The following is a 24,858-nucleotide window of genomic DNA, read 5'->3' as shown; positions in this document are numbered from 1 at the left end:
TTAATTGTCTACATCTATTAATATAGGCTCTGCAAGCTGTTTCATAACATCAAATGTATCCCATACGAACACCTTAATCTTGTATGTGCCGGTATCGGGGATGGCAAATCCTCCCGAGAGCCTTACCGTTTCACCGGATGCAACTTCTTTTGATGCATAGGCATAATTTATCATCTCGTTTTTACCTTCTGTAATGTCATAGAGGCAGATGATCAATGTAGCCTGCTGGGGTAAATCATTATTGTTGGTCATCTGTACGGTTACATTGGCATCTTCTCCGTTGCTGAATTCTCCGTCATCTGTCCTTTCAACGGTAAATCCTGTCATCGGTTCCACAGTTACTTTGCAATACGGGCGGGAAATGTCAATAACTTCATCATCATCTTCGTTGAACCGCACAGCGGAAATCAGGTATTCGCCGGGCTCATCAAAACTTATTTCTGCTGTACCGTCCTGGCCGGTAAATATTCCGGTGGAATTGCCGGCATTTACTTCTCCGTCACCGCTTATATAAAGCTCTGCTCCTTCAATAGCTTCCGGTCCGGTAGACTGGCCAAACATCCAATTTGCAATATTTTCCCCCGTAAGAGTCAGGTTTAGCTTTTCTCCTGTTTTTACTGTAGCTTCTTCCCTGTCAAACATGGAGTGATATCCGTATATCCAGTCCACGCAGAAAACTACCACACTGTCTCCTTCTTGAAGCTCATACTGGGAAATAAGGTCTGTTGATGGCATTTCATTGTTAACGGCATACATCCAGGATACGCCATAGGTATCGTTTTCCTGGCCGAATATTGATTTAATAAGGCCGCTGCTTACATCCAGTATACTCTTATCCACCGGGTCTGCTCCGGCACCTTCTTCTATTCCTTTCACCAGAGCATGCAGGGCCGTCACTTTACCGTTATCGGTGCCGCCAAAGGATTGAGGATTAAAGTATTCTATGGAATCAAGGGTGGTCTTGGGCAGCAAGGTTACATCCGGCCCTTCAATTCTGATAGAAATATTTTTCACGGCCTTCTCTGCCACCGGGTCAATATCCGGTGCATTGAGCCAGGAGTTAAGGTAAGGCGGATTACTGCCATTATAGGATGTTTCCTGTTCATAATCGTTTATATAGTGCCATATGACTTGGTCTCCGTCTGCCAAAGTTTGCTGCTTAAGCCCCACATTGGAATGGATTCCGTTGACTGTATACATCCATCCGGATTTTGGACCGTTATCAAAGGCATATAGCCAGTAGCCTTTTAATACAGCCGGTGCCGTAATTCCGGCTACATAGTTATCCTCGGCACCCTCCTGGGAAAGCCCTGCATCCTCAATTGCCATCATAAATAAGTCATACATTTTGCTGCCTTTATCCATTGTATAGGCTTTGGTTTTTATCCAGTTTATATAACCGTCAAAGCGGGGTTGCCCATCTTCATGAACAGTGTCACCGATGAGGCGGAAGGTGACGGTTATATCATCCGAAGTACTGAAGGTGACTTTGTAGTCCGGCGCTAAGCGGACCACAAGTGGCAAACCGTTTGCATGGTATTTCTCGATTTGCAAAGAATGGTCGCCGTCAGTGAGATGGGCGCTTTCTATTTGCACTCTGCCATTTTCATCCGTTGTGTAAGTAACATCGTCCCAGGTCACGGTGGCCTCGGAAATTGGTACGGTATAAGGCACCTCCACCGTATCTCCGTCTTGCTCTACCCATTGAGTACCAGAGGCGGTAAAGGTGATTATACCGCTGCTGTTTAATTGGGAGGTATCCACTGTAGGATAGAGGCAGTTTGCATCGCCGTAATACAACAGTAATTCATCATTACCTTCTACATTATAGTCGGAAACTCCAACATTAGGTAAAATACCGTTAACGCGGTAGTTCCATCCGTCATAACCTCCAAAATGAGCCTGCTCCTCTCCATTTATAGCGGATATATATTTACCGAAACTGGTGTCGGCAAAGGTTATGGATAGAGAATCCTCATGTTCATCGAGATAATTCAGCACATCATATGCTGTGACATCTCCCGTGTTGGGTACCGTCACGCTGCCGTTATAGAGATTGCCGTCAATACCCTCGATACGTACATTTACGATAATGTCTTCGGCCACACCGAAGCAGAAAAGATATCCTGATTCGTTGAACAAATAGAGGTTTCCGTCATTATCGGCAGCAATCTGCTCAAAGGCAAACTGGGATATGGACGGCACCGCAACCTTACTTATTTTCGCATCATCGGCAGTGGTAACGGCTGCTGAGTCCTCCAGCACATAAACAGGCGCTGGTTCGGAATAGCCCTGGAAATAGAGATATACCTTATGGCTGTTGCCTTCATTGGCATAAGCTGTGCTGAGTATAGGTGTGCTTTGGACTTTAACTTTTTCTCCGCTATCAATGGTATAAATGGTCTCCAGAGTGTATGAAGAGCTTCCGCTTGGCTTCACAGGCGTCGCTTTCAGCACATCGACTTTTCCCTTCTGGCCTGTCAGGTACACCCTGTCATTATAGATTACGGGAGTGCAGAGGCTTTCCTGGCTGACGTCTGTAATAACGGGCCTGTCCGCCGTTCCTCCTGTATTTGTAATGAGCTTTCCCTGAGCATCCAGCTTTACAGCATACAGCTTGGCACCGGAGTATGAGGCAAAATAGAGCCTTCCGGTATCTTTACTGTAAGCAACGCCGCCCCAGGTATAGATATTGTTATCAGAGCTGAATTCCCATGTACTTATAACCTCTCCCGTCTTGTATTTTACGGCATAAAGGGTCTGGACAGCAGCCACATAGTAATTATCGCCTACTACGGTGCCCGAATTCCAGTTAAAATCGTCATTTAAGCTCCATGCAGGTTTGTTGCGGCCGTTTTCATCCACTTCAAAGCTGGTGGTCTTGAAAGCATTTTTGCCGCAGAAAATATACCCGTCGCTGTACACAATGGGACGGAAATTACCGACAGTCCCTTTGCTGTTCAGGCTGCCGTTGACCTGGGTGCTGTGCTGGCCACCGACAGTTGTCCGCCAGAGTTCCTTAAGGGTGCCTGCTTCAAAGGCGGTAATATAAGAGCTTCCGGCAAGGAAAAGTACACCGTCGCCATAGGCCAGGTAATCGTACATATAGCCTGCTGTACCGGCAGTTACCTGTGCCTTGATTTCACCTGTTTCCTTATCTATTTTGTTAAGATATCCGTCGCCGGTTAGGTAAACGTAGCCATCCGCCACGACAAAGGACCCTGCATAGGCTGCTCCAAAATTATCGGTCGAACTTATCTGTGTCGCCCATTTTTCAATTGCTTCACCGGCGCTTACAGGCAAAGGGGAATTTATTATGGCATTGCCATCCTTATGGTTATATGCCCCTGCCCAGCCGGCGGCGCCTGAACTGCTTCGGTCCTTGTTCAAAATGATCCTAATAACACCCACGCCTCCAAAAGCTCCGGATGCGGGATAGCAGCCATCCAATGTGACGGTATAAGTGTAATCTCCGTTGAGGCCGTCGAAATGCCCCTCCGTCCCGGAAACCTCATTATTCTCACTGTCAAAAACTTTAATGAGCGCACCGGCGGCGCTGTCAACTCCCTCTCCGGCTATAATCTCAAAGTCTACGCTATAGTACATGGAAAGAGAGATTTCGTTTGTCCCATTTTCTGAAACTGTGAATTCGCCAGTTATGGTTGGGAATCCTTCCTTTGAGACCTCATAGTTATATGTACCGTCTTCCAGGGAGTAGGTGAAAGTACCTCCCGATACCGAGACAGGGACATAGGTAAAGCCGTCACGGAATATCTTTACTATTGCCTCTGGGTTATCCACAATAAATGTAAACACCCTCGGGTCGGTCATATTGACGGTGGTGATATTATATGTTCCCGTTATTCCCAGGCATTCGGCGGTAATGGTGGCAGTGCCCGCCGATTTAGCCGCAACGACGCCGCTGTCATCTACTGTAGCCACACCGGGGTTGCTGCTGCTCCAGTTTACAACATAATTGGGAGAAACGCTCAAAGGCACGGCACTTCCTACCTTTAGGCTCTCTACGCCTGCCGGCTGCGATACCTCAAAGGATTGGGGCAGTGATGACACGGCAGCATCCTTCTTTACCGGGTTTGCCACTATGCTGTCCACCTTGAAGGTAGCACAGTAAAGGCCCTCGCTTTCGGATGTGACATATTTGTCTCCAGCCTGCATATAATATGTATCTCCAAGCTTGCCTGCAAAAGCCACGTAATAGGCAGCCATGGGAAGATTAGCCGCCATATCCCGGACATATCCGGTGCCCGGATCATGGTTTAATGCAAGCTGTGTGCTGCTTTCTACAGGGCTGTCTAATTTTAAAGAAACGATGCCCTTTCCATCAATAAATTTGCCTGTACCATTGCAAAATACGGCGCCTTTCATAACATCAAATGAGGCTCTGTTACCCGAAGCCGCAATAAAGGATGCGTTATCCTTAATACTCATTGTTGAATCTTTAGCAAGATATACTCCGTTGGTCTGCCCATAGGTAAACAAAGAGCCTACCTTGACTGTAACCGGCCCGTCGGAGCGTATTCCATAGGATTGATCAACGCTGGTGGCATTGATCAATGTGACGGTACCGCCGTTTTGTATAAAAGAGGTACCGCTGCCACTGATCATAAGTGCCGCTGAGGTTCCTGCTCCTACTTTTTCCTGAAGGGCAACATTCAGGCTACCGCTGTTTACGGTAAGGGTTGGACCCGATGTAGCCTCCCCTCCTTTTGTCAGGTAGAAGCCATTGGATGTGTTAACACCCGTAGTGTTGGTAACCGTAACGTCAGCTTCATCAATGGTAATATCTCCGCTGGAATAAATTGGGTAGGAGCTACCAATGATATTAAGAGTGCCTGTACCCTTTATATTCAACTCTCCGTTTCCAATCCTGAACCCGGGTCCTTTTTCGTTGGAAATTGTATTGTCGGTGCCTGCCTTGACCGTCAGGTTGACAACAGCTCCGCCTTCAACAGAAAAAGCGTTGGCATTGGTGGCGGCATCGGCCGGTCGCAGGATTGCCGCGTTATCTAAGGTCAGGTTGACTGTACCTGCCGTGTCTATACTGACTATGGTTGATGTTGTGACGCCGGTAATCACATAATTACCGCCCTCGGTTATGGAAATATTCTCCGTAGCTTCCGAAAGATCTATTTCCACCGTAGTCGGAGTAGTAACATATGCAACAGCCGCCCCGTCAATGGCTTTAGTATAGCTGGCTGCAAGATGGCTCCCTGCTTCGGCCAGCGCATTGGCAGGGAATAATGATAACAGCATCATCAACACCATTAACGTTGAAAGCAGCCGCTTCAGCTTTTTTTGATACGTCTTCTTATGAAATAATTTCATTACGCTCTTTTTTCCCCCTTTAAAATAAAATTTATATACGTCTATTAAGCCTGTCTCTCTGAAATCACCCCCTTAAAAAGCAAAATAAAAAAACACCTCAATACTTTCAGAGGTGTTTAAAACACAATTTATTTTAAACAGCCAAAATAACCCAGACTGCCCTATAATATCGTTTCCCGACACTGTATTATCTTTCCCTCCGAAAGATTCAACAATTATCGGGCAGGTCTCCTGGCTGAGCTTCATCCTACTCCCTTATCTTCCCGGAATATATTCCAGTGATTTTTCAAGGTTTCGTCAACATCACAGTAACGGTGGGCTGCAGTGGTATTTCACCACTTTCCCTTTTAACCCATCCCTGTGGAATGGGCACCCGGTAATGGAATATTCAGTTTTAACATTAATAAAAATATAGCATACACTTACATCCAATACAATAGTAAAAGGGGTTTATAAATATCTTTTTTCGAAACAGAGTCTTTAAAATTTAAATAAATCTCAATCCGTTAATTACCTGCTCCAGTAAAAATAAAGCTCCTCTTTCTCCAAATAAAAACTTCTCGGTAACATCCACATATCCCAATGTCGGCATTGCTATTTCTACTCCGCAGAAGGTATCATCATTAAGCTTAAGCTGTGAAATGGTACTGCCGTCTGCAAATAACATATGGGTAGGTGTTTCTATAATTGGCCTGTCTAAAACTTCTTCGTAGCTAATGCCGGTCAGAAAGTCCTTGAGCTTTATATTAAAGGAAGTATCCGCTTCCGGCAAAATTGAAACAGCAGCCGGTATCATCCCGAGATAAGTACACAGCCATTTTGTCAGAGCGTAAGCTACAGAAGCCTCGGCCTTAACGGAAAATAACGAACCCTTTGGCAATCCCAGAAGAGATGAATACCGTGCCAGGAATAAATATGCCCTGGCTCTGGCTCTTTCTATTACTTCAATTGCCTTTTCCGGGTTTGCATCCAAGGCAATACAGACCTGCCTTATAAAGGCTTCCGCTGCATCAAAACCTATAGGAGGACCTTCATCGGGTACAATATATGGAATTTCATATTCGGCTTTAAACTTCTCTGCTATTTTCATTCCGTATTCGGGATAAAGCACAACATTTAATTGAGCCTCCGGCGCATGAGTTATTGTCTCTACAGAATCCGTTGCTCCTAAAGCCGAAATAACTTCAATGCCGCACAGATTTAAAAGAGCCTCTATGGCCTTATAATTGCTTTCAAAATACTTTTGATAAATACATAAGCCTATAAGGTTTACGGTTTTTTTACGGGTGCTTTTAGGACACATTGTAATGGTATCCATGACCTTCATTATGGCATTTTGATATCCTACGCCGAAGCTTCCCGAATAACCCGTGTTTTCCATTGAAAAACAGTAAATGCCGCTGACCTCCTGCTGGAGAAACTTCTCCAAATCGTCCCCTATCAGGGCGGCACCGGGAGAATTTATTACGGCAATCAACTTAAAATTCTTTTTTGTAACAGACCGCAGTATGGCCGTAAGCTTTTCACCGCTTCCGAAAACGTAATCATGGCTGTCAAGATAGGTGGAAGGTACCCTGGGCTGCCCGAAGTAAAAATCCTCGGAATACTCAAGAGGGTCGAAGGAAAGACTCCTTAAGTACTGGCTGTCGGATACGGCGCTGTGATAGAATTTGCATCCTGTCGGCCCGTTCAATATTACACAGGCATCCTTAATTCCTTCGATGGCAAAAACCGCACCCGTTAAATTATCAGGAGAAATATTTTCTGAATAAAATGTCATCCTTCTTCCACCCTTCCTTTAGGTTCATCCTGAAAAGCTGGCTCCATCGCCTTGCCATTATAACGCCGCTTAAAAAACCGGCAGTGGGGCAAAGAGGTATGGTATCCGCAAGTATGTCTCCATCCAGGTTTGTCGATGAGTAATTGGTAAGCAGAATATCAGGTTTTATCCGCTTTAGGTCGCCCGGCCTGTTTTCGTTATTATATTGAATGTGCAGCTCCTCGATTTTGTCTTTATATTCCGTCTGAAACAGGTTCTCCTGTGAATAATTCAGGATTCCCACAAATACTATTCTCATCTCCAAGTCTATTGCAGTCTGTAAAATCCAGTCTATATTATGATTAAATGTAGCAATCATAAGCTTTTTGCCCCTCATGTAAGGCTTTATTACATTAATCTCCTCATCATATTTTATTTTATATGCTGCAATTATGGAGTCTACATCCTCTTTATGAAAATACTCTCCTATTTTGCGAACCCACAGACAGCTTTCGTTAAACCCTACAGGAAAAGGCATGTCCAGAAATTCTGCCCTGTACTCCTCCTGTAAAAAGCCCTTTATCGTCCTTCCCATATAATCCCCGTAAGCTAAAAGATTAAGTTTGGCTTTCATGAAGCCCTGTATTTCCTGGCTGGAAGTCTCGCATATAAAACGGCAGTTTATTTTTATGCCTAGCCTATCAAGAATTTCCTTGATATATTCAAAGCTCTCGGCCGTTGCATTTGCTATGGATTTTTCGGCTATTATATTCACTGAATTTTCCTTTGCATCAACATTTTTATCAATCAGGCTTTTTGCTATTTCCATATAAGCCATCAATATTCCCTGTAAATAGTCTCCCTGTATATTCCCGTCCGTCAGGACTGGTATGATTTTCATGTCTTCCTCTTCTAAATTTCTTACAAAATCTATATTATCTCCTATGATGCCGCTAGGGCATGTCGTCAGTACAAAAATCGCCTTAGGCTTTTGAGCCCTGGCCACAATTATTTTTTTGCGCAGTTCTTCTATCCCACCAAATATCATAACACCCTCGTTCATTTCAGACGAAATAACAGGAGGCGATACCTGAAGCGGCAGTACGATGCCCCTCTCAAGCAAAAAACGGCGGGCAAGGGAGGTTATGCTCTGATATGCAATATGTGCGCAGCTGCTGGGCCCATGGGCGATGCATATGGAGTCCTTAAGCTGGGTGCAAATGCTCATGGCCCCGCTGAAGGCACAGCCGTGAAGGGGCTCCCGGTGAATTAAATTCTTGGAATAGAGCATGGGCTTCTTAACGGTAATTTCAACGGGCTTAATGGTCCTGCTGAAAGAGAAGGAGGTTTGCTTCTTTAAGAGCACCTTTTCCTCCAGCTCTTCGTCTGAAAGAGGCAAGGCTTCATACAATACATTCTGTTTAAAAATATAATCCGCAAGACTTTCAAACTTAGCAGCTATTTCAGAATCAGGGAATTTTTCTAAAAGGCACATGCCTTCCCTTTCACTTTGGGAAAATAAATCACTTCGGGGGAATGTCTCCAAAACCGGCAAATTTACGGCATCGCAAAAACGCTTTATGCGTTCCTCTTCTTCTTCCAATCCGCGGGAATTTATAATTATTCCGCCGGCACGGTTTATATACGTATCGTAGTTCTTTAATCCCCGGAGTATATTGTTGGCAGCATAGATTGACATGAACTCTCCCGATGTTATTATATATACCTTGTCCGCATATTCACGGCGGATGGGCACCGCAAAACCACCGCAGACCACATCGCCTAAAACATCGTAAACAATTGCGTCATAGTTGTTTCCTTTTATTCCAAGGCGATCAATAAGCTCGAAGGTGGTTAAAATTCCCCTTCCGGCACAGCCTACCCCCGGCTCCGGTCCGCCTGCCTCGACACAATGTATTCCATAGGCTCCTTCAAATACAATATCCTCCAGCTTGTATTTATCGGGGCTTGTACTTTTTATGTATTCAAGAACGGTGTTTATCCTGTTCCCATGGAGCAGCAGCCTTGTAGAATCGTGCTTTGGGTCGCAGCCCACCTGAAGGATTTTATTCTTCTTTTTGGCAAGGGCGGCGGATATATTTGCCGAAAGGGTAGACTTTCCTATTCCACCCTTTCCATAAAAGGCCAGCTCAGTCATCCGATGCACTTCCTTTAATTAAAGTATTTTTATTCTTCCTGCAGCATTTTTCTTTTTTCTTTTGAACTCTTTGCTCCAACATGCGCCGGCGCTTCTCACTTACCGGCTTCAATCCCGCGTTCTCCATGATTCTGGGCCAGTTCCCCAGGCGGTATTTTAAATAATCAAAGGCAGGAATCTCTGATTTTATCGGAAGACGCCCCAACTTTGTGGCGAGATCGCGCACCCGCTGATAAAGCTGTTCGTCGGTTTCCCTACGATATTGAGTTATACATTCTTCATAGTTTTCTTTTAAATATTTTACACTATCCAAACCCTTTGTTCCACCTCCCGATATAAAAAAAGAAATCTTCTTTTTATACATCCGTACGACACCTTACATCTGAATTCCCCCCTTTCATGAAATTAAAAAGCACCCCTGTTTATTCAGAGGCGCTAAAAAGACAACTTTTAAATATTAAAAATGAAATAACACTATATCAACATTATTTCCTGTCCTGTATTATCTTTCCCTCCGAAAGACTCAACAATTATCGGGCAGGTTTCCTGGCTGAGCTTCATTCTACTCCCTAATCTTCCCGGAATATACTCCCAGTGATTTTTTTCAAGGTTTCGTCAGCATCACAGTAACGGTGGGCTGCAGTGGTCTTTCACCACTTTCCCTTTTAACCCATTTCTATAAAACGGGTACCCGGTAATGGAATATTCTATTTTTGCTTATCTAAAATATATCATAAGAATGATGTTTAGCACAATATAAAATAATCATGTAAATGAGGCTGTCCTGTGCAGACGGTTGAAATCTGCACAGGACAAATAAAGGAGGTTGCCTGTTAACTCAATTGATGAAGTTTACAGCATATGGTTCTTTAGTTCCTGCATTCAGGAAGATATCCGGAGCTATTTCTCAGTCAAAATAAAAAACACCTCCGGCTTTTCAGAGGTGTATTACCAACAATACATTTCATACATTAAAGATAAACAAATGATATAATTATTCTGTTCATCCGAACTGCATTATCTTTCCCTCCGAAAGACTCAACAATTATCGGGCAGGTTTCCTGGCTCAGCTTCAATCTACTCCCCAATCTTCCCGGAATATATTCCAGTGATTTTTCAAGGTTTCGTCAGCATCACAGTAACGGTGGGCTGCAGTGGTCTTTCACCACTTTCCCTTTTAACCCGTTTTTAAACGGGCACCCGGTAATGAAATATTTAATTTTATTATTTATCTAAATATAACACAAAAGTGACGCTTTGTGCAATACCATATAATACATATTTCCGATAAAACTGTATAGTGCAGGCATTAAGCCTGCACTATACAGAATATAAGAGGATATTCAAATAAGTAGAAATTTTTAAATTAATGTATGTCCTTTAATTGTCCGCTACCTCTATTAATATAGGCTCCGCCAGCTGTTCCATACCTTCAAAGGTATCCCATACGAATACCTTTACTTTGTGTGTCCCGGTATCCGGTATGGTGAAGCCTCCCGTAAGTCTTACGACTTCTTTTGCTGCCACTTGTTTCGATGCATAGGCGTAATTTATCATCTCATTTTTACCATTTTCAATGTCATATAGGCAGATGATCAAGGTAGCCTGCTGGGATGAATTACCGTTGTTTGTCATACTCACGGTAACATTGGCATCTTCTCCGTTTTTGAAGCTTCCTTCACCTATCCTTTCCACTATAAAGTCTGACGGTTCTGTATCTTGGGATTTGAATACTCCATAGACTCCGCTTCCGCTTATGGGTGCTAACATTTTCCCCATGGCTTCTGGATAATCTGAAGCTATCCTTATCCATTCGCCTTTTGCCGGGTCAAAGCGGTATACCGATACTTCCGATATATCTGATACTCCGCTGCTTACATCCAGCCTTAATAACGCTTTATTGCTCAAATCCATACCGTCTATGGTCAGCTGGACTATGGGTCCGGCAGCTTCCATTCCATCTCCCGGAGCATACTCGGGATAACTGATTGTATTGCTTACATCGTTTAATGTCACTGTTGTATCGCTTGGAATTAAATCTTCATAGAAAACTATTGCCGTATTGTCTTCAAAAATTACTAGCTTGTCAAGGCTGGGTATCTCAGCAGGTTCTCCCAGCTTGCGCTTTGTAAATGTTGTATCCGAGCCTTCTTCAAGCCTGAACTCGTCCGTATAATGCCACAGTATCACATCCCCGTCATATATTGTTTTTTCTGTCAAGCCTACCCCCGGGTGAACTCCGTTGACCATATACATCCAGCCGGATTTGGATCCGTTATCAAATTCTTCCAGCCAGTAGCCTCCAAAGGCTTCCGGAGCCCTGATACCGCTTATATAGTTTTCTGAGTTTCCAATGGCATATGCCATCCCGTTATCGGCAAGAACCTTATAAAATACATCGGATACTTTTGCTCCCGACAGCACCGTAACTTCGGTTGCATCTATCCATGTTTCATATTTTGTATGGGTGTACGGTGAACCGTGGATGCTGTCTCCTATGAGCTTGAATGTCACGGTTATATTTCCGGCTCCTCCCTCAATAAACTTTACCGTTATGTCAAAGGTCTTTTCCATTTCCGCATCCCCGTAGGATATTTTTGCAGTAAGCTTTATTTCCTCATCCGTAGCATAGCGGGTGACTTTTCCCTCATCGGAAACTATCTGAGTGTTGCTGCTTTTCCAGGTGATGATCGAGCCAAAAGCTCCCCGCAATGGGAGGGTAAGGTCTTCGGTTACTTCCGACAGGTTTTCACCAATTGTAAGGGCCACCGCTTCTTCGGTTACTATGTGTTCGTCCAGTGTAGCTCCTTCTTCTATGGCTGCTTTATTAGAGCAGTATTTGAATACCAGCTCATCTCCGTCATTTAGCTGGGCTGCTGACAGGGGAGCTATCACCTTTTCCCCGTTTACATAGCAGTACCAAGCGGAGTCCTCTCCTGCTGTCAAGCCTGAAATCACCGATATTACTCCGTTATCCATGGTATAGCCTATATGTGCTTCATCCAGGGCGGCTCCGAAAATTTCATCTATGGTTTTTCCTGTTATATCTTCAAGGCCTGTCCTTTCAAGTATGATACCTCTGTCGGCATCGCCTATTACCGCTATGGAGGCGCTGCCTGCTTTAACAAGTCCTTTTGCCGCGTCTTTAAGGTCGAAGTATTCCTTGCCGAAGGCGCGCTTTGACATCTTGGTTTCATTGCTGCGTATTGCTTGTGCTGCGGTAAGGGCAGCCTGGAGAGCCTGCAGGCTTGCTTCCGTATACTCTTCGGTATTTCCGTTAAGTATTTCTTCGGCATTTTCTATCACATCGTCAAACTGGTCTTTTGTTATGCCCACACGGCGCCATACACTGTCACTGTAATATACGTCCCCAAATGCTATTGCAAGCTGGGGGTTGAAAGTTTCCCTGTCCTTTATTTCCAGGTTGTACAATGTGTCCATTACACCTACGCCGTTTACTTTCCATTCATCGGCTGTCAAATCGAAACCGCTGGGACCTGCTTCCTTAAGGGCCATAAAGCCGCTGACCACACAGGCGTTAGACATGGTTATGGAGCCGCCTTCTACTCCTCCGGTGTTGAACAGGGCTATTTTTTCCCCGCTCTGAACCTGGGAAGCCTTCAGAGCTGCTTTAAGCTGGTTTATGGCATTCAAAATATTGTCATTCGTACTACCGTCTTCATTCTTCAGATGGTTGGCAAGTACAATAAGGCTCCATCCGGCCATATCCGGACCGTAGGTCAGCTCGCTGTACTGTGACCTGCAGTAGCCTATATATTCGTTCCGGCGTGCGTCGCTTATATCCACTCCGGCAGCTTCCAGGGCCATACCCGACCATATTGGAGCTGCATAGGGTCCCCAGTTATTTTTTGTTTCACGATAATTCAAAAGACCCTGGACATAATTTGTACCTTTGTAGTTGTATGGGTTTTCTCCTATTGAAAGTATCATGAGTATTACAGCGCCGTAATCCGTAGGCTGCCAGGAACTTTCCTGGCGGTGATTGCGCACGTCGTATATACTGAAATTGTATTTATCAAAGTCATCTCCCAGTACGGACTTGGCCGCAAAGACTTCCCAGTAACCGCTTGTAAGTGCTTTATCCGTATTGTACTGCTCCCTTATTGTATTGACCGCTTCCTTTACTATATCGCTGGTTAGAGCAGGCACACTTACGGTGAATTCCCTGGAAGCCGTCTTTTCATTTAATGCGGCGGTAGCTGTCAATATTACCACGCCGTCAGCTGAACCGGCTGCAGGCCTTGTTACTACTCCATCTGACGATATTACCGCTTCATTATCAGATGTCCAGGTTATGGCGCTGCCGTTCCTTCCCGAAGCAGGCAAGCTGATATTTTTAATGGTGCTTTCCGGAATGGATATTTCCAAAAGGTCTGCCTGTAATAGCTCTTCATCGCTTATGACCCTTTCAGCCGGCACGGTAACGGAAAATACCCTGGTCTGGGTTACGCTTCCCCGGGTGGCAGTAGCTACAAGAGTTACAATCGCATCTGCAGAGCCCACGGGGGGACGGGTGACCACTCCGCCTGTTGATATTACCTGGGGCTTGCTGGAGGTCCAGGTTATGGTACTGCCGTTGGGGCCTTCCGTTGGCAGTGTAATATTTGCTGTGGCGGTTTCGGGTACAGACAGTGCCGCCAGATCGGAGTTTACGGCTTCTTCATCGCTTACGCTGGAGGAATCGAAGGTTATGGTAGCCAGTATGGACCTGTTATTTTGAAGGTCCCCCAGGGCCATCATCATGGAAATGGTAGCCGCAGTATTACCACTGGGATTTGAGCCTCTTACTCCAGCTGTTGCACTGTAACTATAGCTTCCGTCTCCCACCCGGGCATTGCGAAGCACCTCCAGCACCTTATATTCCTCCACCTTATTCTTTTGACCTGCCGCCACTAGAGCCGATACATACCTGACCAGAGGCTCTGTATTGGTAATAAGGCCTTCATCAAACAGATATTTCAATGTGGCAAGAATGCCTTCCATTTCTTCCTGGGCTTTTTTACCTATCGTCTTTCCTTCTTCATACAGTGTCTCATCTTCTGCCAGCCGGGATAATAGCATGACAAGGTCGCAATGGTAGCGGAACCAGTCTGGCCTGTTAGTAGAATCATTTGGCGCCAATATTTGGCTGTAGGCCCTGCCTCCCGTCAAAGGATAATCAATCATTTTATCAAAAATGTGCTTTATAGCTCCGATACGGCCAAAGCTTGTGCCGGACTGTTCACTGCCCCAGGGTCTGCCGTTGAAATATGCCTCAAGGGCAAGGGTATAATACATGTGAGAACTATCGGACACAAAATTACCCTCATATCCTATAGTGCCGTTTTGCTGCTGGTTGCCCAGTATCAGCTGTATAAGGTCCACCTGCTCGGTCTGGCTGCTACCGGTTATATTGCGGGTATAGTCTCTCGGGTTTCCTCCACGGGCCATAGTGTCCAGGGCGGCCAGGGCCTCAGAAGCACGGCGGTCGGCAGTTCCGGTTAAGCTATAGTATTTTCCGTAGTAGGGCAGGTTAAATTCAAAACCTTCCAGGCTGCCTATTCCGGAAAGTACCGCCATAGGCTCCCATGCGGTATCAAGGGTATGCTTGTTTTGATAGAATTCCTTAGTTTTTGCAAAGTTTTCTTCCATGTGGAAGCGCTGGTCCATTGGCTTTATTACAAAAGTCCAATATCTTTTTATAAAGGACGTACCCTTATTGACCACCGCAGTAAGGGTGACTGATATATCCCTTCCCTCTGCCGGGGCATGGATTGTGCCGTCCGCTTCTATAGTAACGGTATCGCTGCTGGACCAGGTGATATCTGTAGTATATTCACCTACTGTCGGCAGGGGATATAAGTTTTCCTCATCCAGTGATATTTCGGCCACAGACTTTTCCACAGCTTCAATATCTTCTTTTGCCTTTTCCCTTGCGGCGTTGTCATTAAAGGACAGTCTTAAAAAGGCGGATTTTTTCTCTGGGTCTGCATTTTGTCCCAGGGCTATCAGCGCCATGGCTGTAGATTCCCTGTTGGACTCGGTATCTGTAAGCTTTCTCTTGTAGCTGCCGTCTTCTAACTGGAAGGCCGCCAGCTTCTGCCACATTTCATCGTCAACCTCTTCACCATAGGAAAGCCTTGATATTATATATGCCGCCATAAGCTCGCAGGATGAGGTAATCTTGTTTTCGCTGCCCGTCTTTGCATATTCGGAATCCATAAATGCCATGGATTTTCCTATGTTATCAGCTGTAAGCTGCGAAGGGTCAGCAGCTGCCCACAGTCCCTGCATCATCCAGTAGGTAACAACCAGCCTGTTGTCTGCTGTAGTATCAAGTCCCCACATTCCGTTTAGATTACCGCTCACGTAACCATTCCCTGGATAACTATTAAGAAGATATGAAATGTATACATCTTCTCCTATGTATAAAGGAAATTCATTCTGCATGGGATAATCCCCGCCGCCCCAGTAGGTATGGAGCCCCAGCAACGCCATATTATTTGCCGCTGAAGCATTACTGTCAAAGCGCGGTGTAGGAGTGTTACCATTTTTACCGCTGCTGTTCTGATATTTATTCAATTCATGTACATAGTTTTTTCCGTTTAAAGCTGCCGGGTTCTTTCCTAGGGCTATGCTGTCCATTATGAGCAGGGCCAGCTGGCCCTGTACGTTTATGCCTCCCGGATTTACCGCAAATATAATGTTAGATATACCACTGCTGTCTTTTAAATAATATGCGTTTTCCGTAAGGGAACCGGCATTGTAGACTGAAAGGTCCACACCTGCGCCGTATAATGCCGTGGCTTCCAGAGGCGCCGTCAGGGTCTTATTTGCATCGTAAAAATCCTTCACCTTCCGAAGCTGTTCCTCGGCCAGTGACTCTTCTATTACTGTAAGTACTGCTGCATTTGATGTCACGTTACCGTTTATATCGGTAATAACGCAACGGTACTGCCATCCGTTCATTTCTAAAGTAGCTGCGGCTATTGTGTATTCCACCGATGCTGCCTCTTCAATTTCTTCCCAGCCGGTACCGTCATTGCTTTCCCATTGGTAGGCAAGGATGGCGCTGTCTCCTGAAGCCGTCACGCTGAATACAGCTCCCTGCCCTGCCGCCACTGTAATATTTTCAGGCTGCGCCGATATAATCGGCAGATTTACTGCTTCTGGGAAGGGGTTTGCATTTTGCCCCGGCAATCCCTTAAGCTTAGGATATGAAAGATCTTCGTCCCATTCCCAGGTATTCGTGAAGTTAAAGCCTAAGGCTTCCCATGTGCTCTTTGTTTTAATCTCGGCCATAGTTTTAGGCTCGCCGTTTTTATCCGAAGCACCGCCTGTAACGGCAGCACCTTTTACCTTCATACCGTCCCAGGCTATATTGCCTGAAAAGCTTCCGCTCTTCTCAACACCTGAAATGCGTCCGAATTCATCGTTGGTATTAGGAGGCGTACTTTCATTTTTAATTTCTTTATTTATGGCAGCATTGTTTTTTATCTGTGCTGTACTGCTTGCCGCAGAACTGTTGGGTGTTCCCGTTATCCCACCTATTCCGGCACCTTTCGTATTTCCCGCTTTGCCGTTAATTGTGCCTGTGGCATAGCAGTTTTCTATGGTTATGGAACCTGTGTCTATTGCCGTAGCCTGATTGTTTCCGCCAACTACTCCGCCTATTAAAGGCTTGCTGCCGTGAGTGCAGGATACATCTCCCATGGAATAACAGTCTTTCACGGTAATTACTCCGTCTTTACTGTTGTTATTAAAATTTATAAATCCTACTACACCGCCGACACCGGCATTTCCACTGCTGCTCACGTCAATATCCGTATAGCAGCCCTCTACCGTAGCTGTTGCTCCCATAACGCTTGCCTGCAGCAATCCTACAAGCCCTCCTGCCCAGTAGTCGGATTTTATGGTGCCTCCCTGTACCGTACAGCTTTGAATAGAAGAGTTTAAAGCAGCGCCTGCCAATGCTCCGGTTCCTGCTACTGCAGCTCCTTGCTGGCTTCCGGATACTTCAATATCCGGTGATATTATATTTACATTTTTAATAGTTGCCCCGTTTAGATATCCGAACAGTCCCATGATTTTGGCGGTCACAGGCGTACTTGTATTTTTTATATACAACCCTGTAATATTATTCTTGTCCCCATCGTAATATCCCTTGAATACATAATTTGTGCCGCTGCGCCCTATAGGTGTCCATGAGCCTGAACTTGAGCCACCTAAGTTTATATCTGCTGTTTGTTTGTAGTACATTACGTTAAATCTTGTACTCTCTTCATTGACTGAGCCATTGTATATATAATCAGACAGGTTGGCAAGGTCATCCTTGCTGCTTATGAGATATGGTTCACTCTCGGTTCCTTTTCCCCCGCTGAAATATTCTTCAACCGTAAGGGTAGCTTCATCCGATGTTGCACTTTCATTGCTGCTGTCGGTTACGGTGCAGCGGTACTTATAGCCGTCCATACTTATTACGGTGGGGCTGGTCACATATACACCGGAAGTTGCGCCTTCAATTTCTTCCCAGCCGGTGTCATCATTGCTTTCCCACTGGTAGGAATAAGGCTCGTCCCCTCCTTCTGCCGTGACACTAAAGGCAGCAGTTTGCCCTACTTTTACCTCAGCATCTTCGGGATGCGCCGATATGGCGATGCTGGCATGTTCTTCAACCGTAAGGGTAGCCTCATCGGATGTTACGCTTGCATTGCTGTCGTCAGTTACTTTGCAGCGGTACTTATAGCCGTTCATGCTTATTACGGTGGGACTGGTCACATATACTTCAGAATTTGCTCCTTCAATTTCTTCCCAATCTGTACCGCCATTGCTTTCCCACTGGTAAGAATAAGGCTCGTCCCCTCCTTCTGCCGTGACATTAAAGGCGGCGGTTTGTCCCACTTTTACCTCAGCATCTTCGGGATGTGCCGATATGCTAAGGGGGCTTTCAGCGGCAAAGGCACTAAGGGGCAGCATACCTATAATCATAACGGCGGTAAGAAGCATGCTTATGAGCTTTGTGCAAAACTTTCTTCTCTTTTGCTGCATGTATCGATCCTCCTTAGAAATATTAATTTTATTCCTCTAACTATCAGAAATTATGCTATTTCATCAAAACCACCTCATTAAAAAAGGCATTATCCTGCAGGATAATGCCTCCGGTATCTCCGGTCAGCATTTATTTATTCTTTTGCCTTCTTTTTCCCTTACTATTCATCACATCCTTCTTAAATATAAATTAAAAGATAACCAGAGTTATTCTCAGGCCAATAAAAAAACACCCCCATTATTCAGAGGTGTCTTAAAAAGATAATTACTTCAGATAGTAAGTTCAGATACATTTACCAATATTGCTTCCTGCCCTGTATTATCTTTCCCCCCGAAAGATTCAACAATTATCGGGCAGGTTTCCTGGCTGAGTTTCATTCTACTCCCTTATCTTCCCGGAATATATTCCAGTGATTTTTACAGGTTTCGTCAACATCACAGTAACGGTGGGCTGCAGTGGTTTTTCACCACTTTCCCTTTTAACCCATCCCTGTGGAATGGGCACCCGGTAATGGAATATTCAGTTTTATCTCTTATTTAAATATAGCATGATTATTTCATTGTGTGCAATATTTAATTCATATCTTGCCGAAATATATAGATTTCGCATTTTTTATGGAGGCCTCTTGGAATAACTGTTTAAAAAGCTGTATAGAATAAAAGGAAAATACTATATTATTTTTAAAAACGGCAAAAAGCAGGGGAGAATTCCTGCGGAATTCCTCCTGCTCCTGCCTGTGCCTTAAGGCATCATTTCATTAATCATCCCACTCATAACGATAGGACTGGAAACGGAATATAATTTCCATACCGTCTTCCAGAGCTTCGGCGGTAAGATACTGTATCGGATCGTATGGATCGTCGCCGTCTGGAATAACAGTGCATACCCAGCCCTCTCCCTCGGAGATATGGTGCCCGGTTATAGGGTCATAGTCGTAATCATTCCATGTTACAAAATCTCCAATAGCCTCAATATACCCGCCAGGGTCGCCGTAAGCAGGATTAGCATCCCATCCGACAACTGGCGGATCTTCAATTTCCGGGTCCTCATCCGGTAACGCTCTAATCTGTTCCGCTGCAGCAAAAATGGCATCATAGACAGAGGCCGCACCGCCTAACGGATCGGTGTAACCGCCAGGCAGGTATGGTTTACTAACGGGGACAGCAGAATCATACTCTACAGTCCGTGTCGTCCAAAGCTGTACATCCGGGTCTACGGTATCATTGTAAAACTTGACTGTAACCGTGGTGTCGATAGCGGCAAATGCCGTCATTGAGAGCGAGAAGGAGAACACTACTACCAGCGCCATTAAAAGGGCCAGCTTGCTTCTGAAGCCTTTAACCATGCTTTTCATTTTTATTCCTCCAATTTTGATATATTTTTACAATGACATATCCTTATCTCTTGAAAGACGGGCCCTTCTTTCTAAGGAAAAGGCATATCACTATAAACCGGGTTACAAACACATCCGTATGCAAGGCTTGCTTTAGAAAATATAAAAACCCCGTCTTCCTGTTAAAGCTGGGGCTTGCACATCAAATCCTGCGGTTCCGGTTGTATAACGTAAGTTATACAACCGGAGCGGTATTGCATAAAGCCTTTCTGCGGAAGGTTTATGAATTTGCTGTAAAGGCAGGTCTCCTGACTTGCGGCTCCTTACTGCTTTTTACCTTCCCGGATTTTTCCAGTGGCTTTTATAAAAGCAATTCCCCGCTTACAGTGGCCGGACCGTCCGGGATTTTCACCCGGTTCCCTTTTAAATCCGGTTTGCCCTATGGCAGCCGGATACCCTTGCAGTTTATCTATTCAGTTTTATATAAAAAGGGGCATTGAACTGTATAACACAATTCAATGCCCCCGTTGTTCGATAAGCATTCTGCGGTTGCCCGCTTTCACATGCAGGTATGTAATAAATGACAGAAACTCCGCATGTGCAAATTTATATCTTCAAATATAAATGATATAATTATTAGTATGCTTGTCCATTATTATCTTACCTAAATATTACCATAATATCAACCTAATTACAATAGCGTTATATAAATTTTTTTACAGTTTTTGCCGCTTTATAGTCCTGAGATATACTTAAGACAGCCAGCATATTTTAAAATTACACAAACTATTACAGTTTAATGGATTTCACCGCTTCCTCCACCACCGCAGGCTGCTTATCTTCGACAGTGACTGTAATATCGCCATAGCTGGTATTTCTGAGAATTTCAATAAGCTTTTTTTCTTTGGTGGTTATTTCTGTTTCCTGGGTGTGATTAGCCACTTTTTTACCTCCTCAGATTATATTGTCCGGTCAAAAATTTAAAACCGGGTACTTTTTCTTACCTCCTCCACTTCCATAGGCTGCTTGTCCACCACCATTATGGTTATCTCACCATATTGAAGGGCCCGTATAAGCTCGATGAGTTTTTTTTCCTTTTGTGTAACCTCCATTTCCTGACCGACTTCAGCCACCTTTCCACCCCCCAGTTATTTCAAGCCCTTTCTATTCCTGCCTCCGTAGTGTCTTATATGAATAATTCCTAGAGCTTTATATTTTTTTTTACTTCTTCAATCTTGATAGGCTGCCTGTCCTGGACAGAAATTTTCATTTCTTTACACTGTGTATTGCGTATAATTTCCAAAAGCCTTCTTTCTTTTCTTGTCAAATCCATTTTTATTTTCTCCTGTTCCATCCTTTCCCCTCCTTTTATCTGAATTTTACATTTATATCAAAAAAAGGCATCATCCTATGGGATAATGCCTCCGGTTTCTCCGGCCAGCTTTTAAGCATGCCCGCATGTTTGTTTAGTGAATTAATCCAAATATTTTGTATTATAAATAAAAAACACCTCCGGTTTCTCAGAGGTGTTCTATCTAATAGATAATTCATTTCAAACATTCAAAGGATAAACAAATAATTAATTATTCTGTTCATCCGCATTGCATTATCCTTCCCTCCGAAAGATTCAACAATTACCGGGCAGGTTTCCTGGCTGAGCTTCATCCTACTCCCTTCTCTTCCCAAAATAAAATTTCAGTGATTTTTCAAGGTTTCGTCAACATCACAGTAACGGTGGGCTGCAGTGGTCTTTCACCACTTTCCCTTTTAACCCATTTCTATAAAATGGGCACCCGATAATAATATTCAATTTTTCCTGTATCTAAAATATACCATAGTTCTGCCATCTTATGCAATACTATACATTTACTATATTTAACAAACTGGTATTTTCAGAAAATACATACTATAAAATTGGCAAAAAGCTGCTGTTAATAATTTGAATAGAAGTAGGCGGCAGTCTTAAAGCACTGTCTCACATGCTGGCCGCTGAAGGTTCCGGCTTCCGATACACCTGTATATACGATGGATGTTCCTGCTATTATGCTGTTGTCCTCAGCATCGACATCCTTTTCAACATCCAGGCTTAGCACCAACCCTTCAGTAAAATCATCGAATACATCCTCACTTGTTATTTCGACACTCATATATTTGTCGATGTTTTCTTCAGGCACTGTGAAGTACTCCGGCTTCTTTGTGCCGTCCGTGACCATTTTCCATGCAGCTACCTTGTTGGTATCCTTGTTGATTACGATAATCATTGTAAATGGGCTTGGCTCAGATGCGTCCCACCCTGTTCTTGCCGTTTTTTCGTAATTCATCTTGTTGGCGCTTTTTACCTTTAGAGCCAGGACTTTAGTGCCATCAGCTGATTCACCCTCTGCCGCATACAATACGGTTCCTATTGCTTTCTCATCTACCTTATAATCTGAGGAAACAGCTTTATAATCTGCTTCAAATACTTCTTTTAATTCATTTATTTCTTCTGCACCCGATGTCTCTGTTCCCGTTGCCGCTGGTTCACCCTCCGGCCCCTTTGGAGCCGGAGCAGGACTATTGCATCCCGTCATCAAGGCTGCAATAAGCGTCAGCGCTATTATCCCAAGTATCAATCTCTTTTTCATCTTCACCCTCCAATAAAGCCAGGAAACACTCTAAAAGAGTGTTTTCCTGAAGCTTTTATTAAATTATTTATTCCAGATAATCCAGTTGTCCGGGAATTCCTTTTGAGTTACTCCGGATTCAACTTTCTCATCCAGGGTACCTATTACTACGGCGCACACAAATTTCATATTTTCAGTGCTGAAGGATTCATGGGTGCTGGCCATGTAATATTTTGTTCCTTCAAGGTATTTTTTAGCATCAAGGCCTATATCCCCATCGTTGAATCCGTTAACTCCCGGAAGAGCAGGCGTCATGAACATGTGGGTTCCATATCCGAGACTGATGGCAGCCACGTTCAGGTATCCTGTAACTATACCTGCGTCGTAATATCCGCGGTCAGGCTGATAGGTATTGGATTCATCTGTTCTGACATCAGGACGAAGCAGTCTTTCTCCGAAAACAAGCACGGTAACAGTTCCGTCTGAAGTAGCCTCACCGTATTTATCCCCGATAATTACCTTTTGTTCATCAGGGTCAGTTACGGCGACCATGTACCAGTCAGATTTTCCGCCGGAGGTTACAGCCAGGGATGCCATATGCAGCATAGCTTTCAAATTTTCTTCCGAAGGTTTACCTGATGCGTCTTTAATAAATCCTCCCGGATGGTTATTTGCGGTATTGGCATTCTCTACAGTCCTCCAAGTACCTTCTTCCTCAAACCATTTTGGGAATTTTGATGCATCAAATACTTTTGCTGCTTCCAGTTCAGCTTTTACCGCCGTCAGTTCAGCATTAACCTTGTCCAACTCTGCCGTGGGAGCATTTCCACAGCCGCCCAATACGCCCATAGCCATAATGATTGCCAGAGTTGCAGCTAAAAACTTCTTCATTTTCATAAAAGTCTCCTCCCATTTCATGTTTTTGTAAATATATACTTTGTTAAATATTTACTTAATCAGTTTAACATTATGCATATTAAATTGTCAATAATTTATCAATTATTCTACATTTTAATACAAATTATCATGAAAAATTTCTTTAATTATTATGAAATCAAGCGAATTTATCATTAAATAATGAATTATCTGTTTTTACATTATTGATAATTTATTAACCTGTTTATCAATTTTTTAATTGATTTTTCTTATTTTTCGTCAATTACACATATAAATTGTTAATTAATTGACTAATTAATTTTAATATAGTATATTGTTTTTAAATAGATTTGTTATTCAATGTATAAATCAAAATTTACATTGCTTAAATGAGGTGACTCCATGAGTAAATTCCTTGAAAGATTTGTGCCGGTAGCCCTTCTGATGTCCATGACATTGGCTCTTTCAGGCTGTGTCAATGCACTTAAACCGGAAGGCACTAATTCAAAAGATATCTTAGATCTGGACAAATATACATTGAGGACAAAAAATACCACTGAGTATTTTGCTACAGTTTCTTCCTTAAGGGTTTCCAGTGACTTTTCTGCCCCGGCCGGCATAAACAGGTATGATAAATTCTGGGAAGAATTAAAAGATGTAATGGAGCAAATTGAGAAGGATGTTTCCGTTTCAGTGGAATCATCGGATATCTCCAGATTCAACATGCTGAACTATGGAGAGAGCATATCCATATCAACCCACACTGCAAATATAGTTAAGATTGCAAAGGAGGCTTATGAATCGTCAGGAGGCCTCTATGACCCGACGGTATATCCTCTGGTTGATCTTTGGGCTTTCACACCAAGGTTTAACTCTCCTGAGTACAAGCCTCAGCTCCCTTATGACAGGAACCGGACAGAATATGGATTTTCTCTTCCCGATGAGAAGTATATAACAGAATTTATAAAACTTGCCGATTTTAAAAATGTTATACTGTCGGGTGATGGGGGGAAGGGGTACACCCTGACTAAGAATATTAAACCTGTAACCATTGATGGAATAATCTATCAGGCGAAGCTTGACCTTGGGGGGATAGCAAAAGGTTATGCAGTGGATGTAGCCATGGAAATGCTCAAGGATTACGAATATAATTACGGATATTTCTCCTGCGGCAGAAGCAGCATAGGCGTATTGAAAAGCGCTTCAAAAAAATCCGTGGAAAACAAAACCTTCCGCTATAACCTTGAGATAAGAAAACCACGTAAAGGCAATACGGAAGAAAATTCTTTTATGTCGGCAGCTGTCAGAGATACAGGAATTTCCAGCAGCGGAGACTATGACCATGCTTATGAGATAGACGGGACAATCTATTCACATATCATAGATGCAAAAACAGGATTCCCAATGAACGCCATACATGAAGGTGCTCAGAAGGGGATAGCCACAGTTACTGTCTTTGGAGAGAACGCCACCATGTGCGATGCCGTCTCAACAGCCATCTGCGTCATGGATATAAACAAGGCTTTGGAATATGTAAATAATAACAAACTTAATTATAAAGTCATAATCGTGCTTTACAACTCGGATTATAACTATTATGAAGTATTAACCAATCTTGATAGTGATGAGTATATAATCTACGACGATGCATACAGGATTGCAAGTACTATTGATGATGACGGCAATATCAATTATTCCGGGACCCTTCTGAAATGATAAAAATTAAGCTGGGGC

At 43.8% G+C, this 24,858-nt stretch carries 12 protein-coding genes and 6 riboswitches; of the genes, 1 reads left to right on the top strand and 11 read right to left on the bottom strand.

Features of this window, described 5'->3' with window-relative positions:
- The 11 genes from OXPF_RS13755 to OXPF_RS13705 form a co-directional block, all read right to left on the bottom strand.
- Positions 1-5,346, bottom strand: coding sequence for a DUF4430 domain-containing protein (locus OXPF_RS13755; protein ID WP_054875799.1), 5,346 nt, complete (start codon positions 5,344-5,346; stop codon positions 1-3).
- A 204-nt stretch (positions 5,347-5,550) separates the two neighbouring features.
- Positions 5,551-5,738: riboswitch (cobalamin riboswitch) on the bottom strand.
- 95 nt (positions 5,739-5,833) lie between these two features.
- Positions 5,834-7,126 carry a nitrogenase component 1 gene (locus OXPF_RS13750; protein WP_054875798.1) on the bottom strand — a complete coding sequence of 431 codons (1,293 nt, stop codon included), beginning with the start codon at positions 7,124-7,126 and terminating at the stop codon, positions 5,834-5,836.
- Positions 7,095-9,263 (bottom strand): nitrogenase component 1, encoded by a 2,169-nt coding sequence (locus OXPF_RS13745; RefSeq protein ID WP_054875797.1) that lies wholly within the window; start codon positions 9,261-9,263, stop codon positions 7,095-7,097. Before OXPF_RS13745 ends, OXPF_RS13750 begins: the two co-directional genes overlap by 32 nt.
- Positions 9,256-9,627 carry a homing endonuclease associated repeat-containing protein gene (locus OXPF_RS13740; RefSeq protein ID WP_054875796.1) on the bottom strand — a complete coding sequence of 124 codons (372 nt, stop codon included), beginning with the start codon at positions 9,625-9,627 and terminating at the stop codon, positions 9,256-9,258. The genes OXPF_RS13745 and OXPF_RS13740 overlap by 8 nt, the downstream gene beginning before the upstream one ends.
- A 155-nt stretch (positions 9,628-9,782) precedes the next feature.
- Positions 9,783-9,973: riboswitch (cobalamin riboswitch) on the bottom strand.
- A 324-nt stretch (positions 9,974-10,297) separates the two neighbouring features.
- Positions 10,298-10,482: riboswitch (cobalamin riboswitch) on the bottom strand.
- Positions 10,483-10,643: 161 nt separating this feature from the next.
- Positions 10,644-18,311, bottom strand: a complete 7,668-nt coding sequence (locus OXPF_RS13735; RefSeq protein ID WP_054875795.1) for an immunoglobulin-like domain-containing protein — start codon at positions 18,309-18,311, stop codon at positions 10,644-10,646.
- A gap of 336 nt (positions 18,312-18,647) precedes the next feature.
- A riboswitch (cobalamin riboswitch) is annotated at positions 18,648-18,835 on the bottom strand.
- A 234-nt stretch (positions 18,836-19,069) separates the two neighbouring features.
- A complete protein-coding gene (locus tag OXPF_RS13730) occupies positions 19,070-19,585 on the bottom strand; it encodes a hypothetical protein (protein WP_152967772.1) in 516 nt (171 codons plus the stop codon).
- Between the two features lie 341 nt (positions 19,586-19,926).
- A riboswitch (cobalamin riboswitch) is annotated at positions 19,927-20,120 on the bottom strand.
- 314 nt (positions 20,121-20,434) lie between these two features.
- Entirely contained in the window at positions 20,435-20,587 is a 153-nt protein-coding gene (locus OXPF_RS22550) for a hypothetical protein (RefSeq protein ID WP_160317224.1), read from the bottom strand.
- A 38-nt stretch (positions 20,588-20,625) separates the two neighbouring features.
- A complete protein-coding gene (locus tag OXPF_RS22165) occupies positions 20,626-20,778 on the bottom strand; it encodes a DUF2292 domain-containing protein (RefSeq protein ID WP_152967771.1) in 153 nt (50 codons plus the stop codon).
- A gap of 68 nt (positions 20,779-20,846) precedes the next feature.
- Positions 20,847-20,999: a hypothetical protein gene (locus OXPF_RS22160; protein WP_054875792.1), complete on the bottom strand. Its 153-nt coding sequence runs from the start codon at positions 20,997-20,999 to the stop codon at positions 20,847-20,849.
- 269 nt (positions 21,000-21,268) lie between these two features.
- A riboswitch (cobalamin riboswitch) is annotated at positions 21,269-21,457 on the bottom strand.
- Positions 21,458-21,576: 119 nt separating this feature from the next.
- Positions 21,577-22,269 carry a hypothetical protein gene (locus OXPF_RS13710; RefSeq protein WP_054875790.1) on the bottom strand — a complete coding sequence of 231 codons (693 nt, stop codon included), beginning with the start codon at positions 22,267-22,269 and terminating at the stop codon, positions 21,577-21,579.
- 63 nt (positions 22,270-22,332) lie between these two features.
- Positions 22,333-23,145 (bottom strand): nitroreductase family protein, encoded by an 813-nt coding sequence (locus OXPF_RS13705; RefSeq protein WP_054875789.1) that lies wholly within the window; start codon positions 23,143-23,145, stop codon positions 22,333-22,335.
- A gap of 381 nt (positions 23,146-23,526) precedes the next feature.
- Between OXPF_RS13705 and OXPF_RS13700 the strand changes: the two genes are divergently transcribed.
- Positions 23,527-24,840: an FAD:protein FMN transferase gene (locus tag OXPF_RS13700; protein WP_054875788.1), complete on the top strand. Its 1,314-nt coding sequence runs from the start codon at positions 23,527-23,529 to the stop codon at positions 24,838-24,840.
- The last annotated feature ends 18 nt before the right edge of the window (positions 24,841-24,858 follow it).

The organism is Oxobacter pfennigii, assembly GCF_001317355.1.
Lineage (GTDB): Bacteria > Bacillota > Clostridia > Clostridiales > Oxobacteraceae > Oxobacter > Oxobacter pfennigii.
This window is presented reverse-complemented; position numbering and strand designations above follow the sequence as displayed.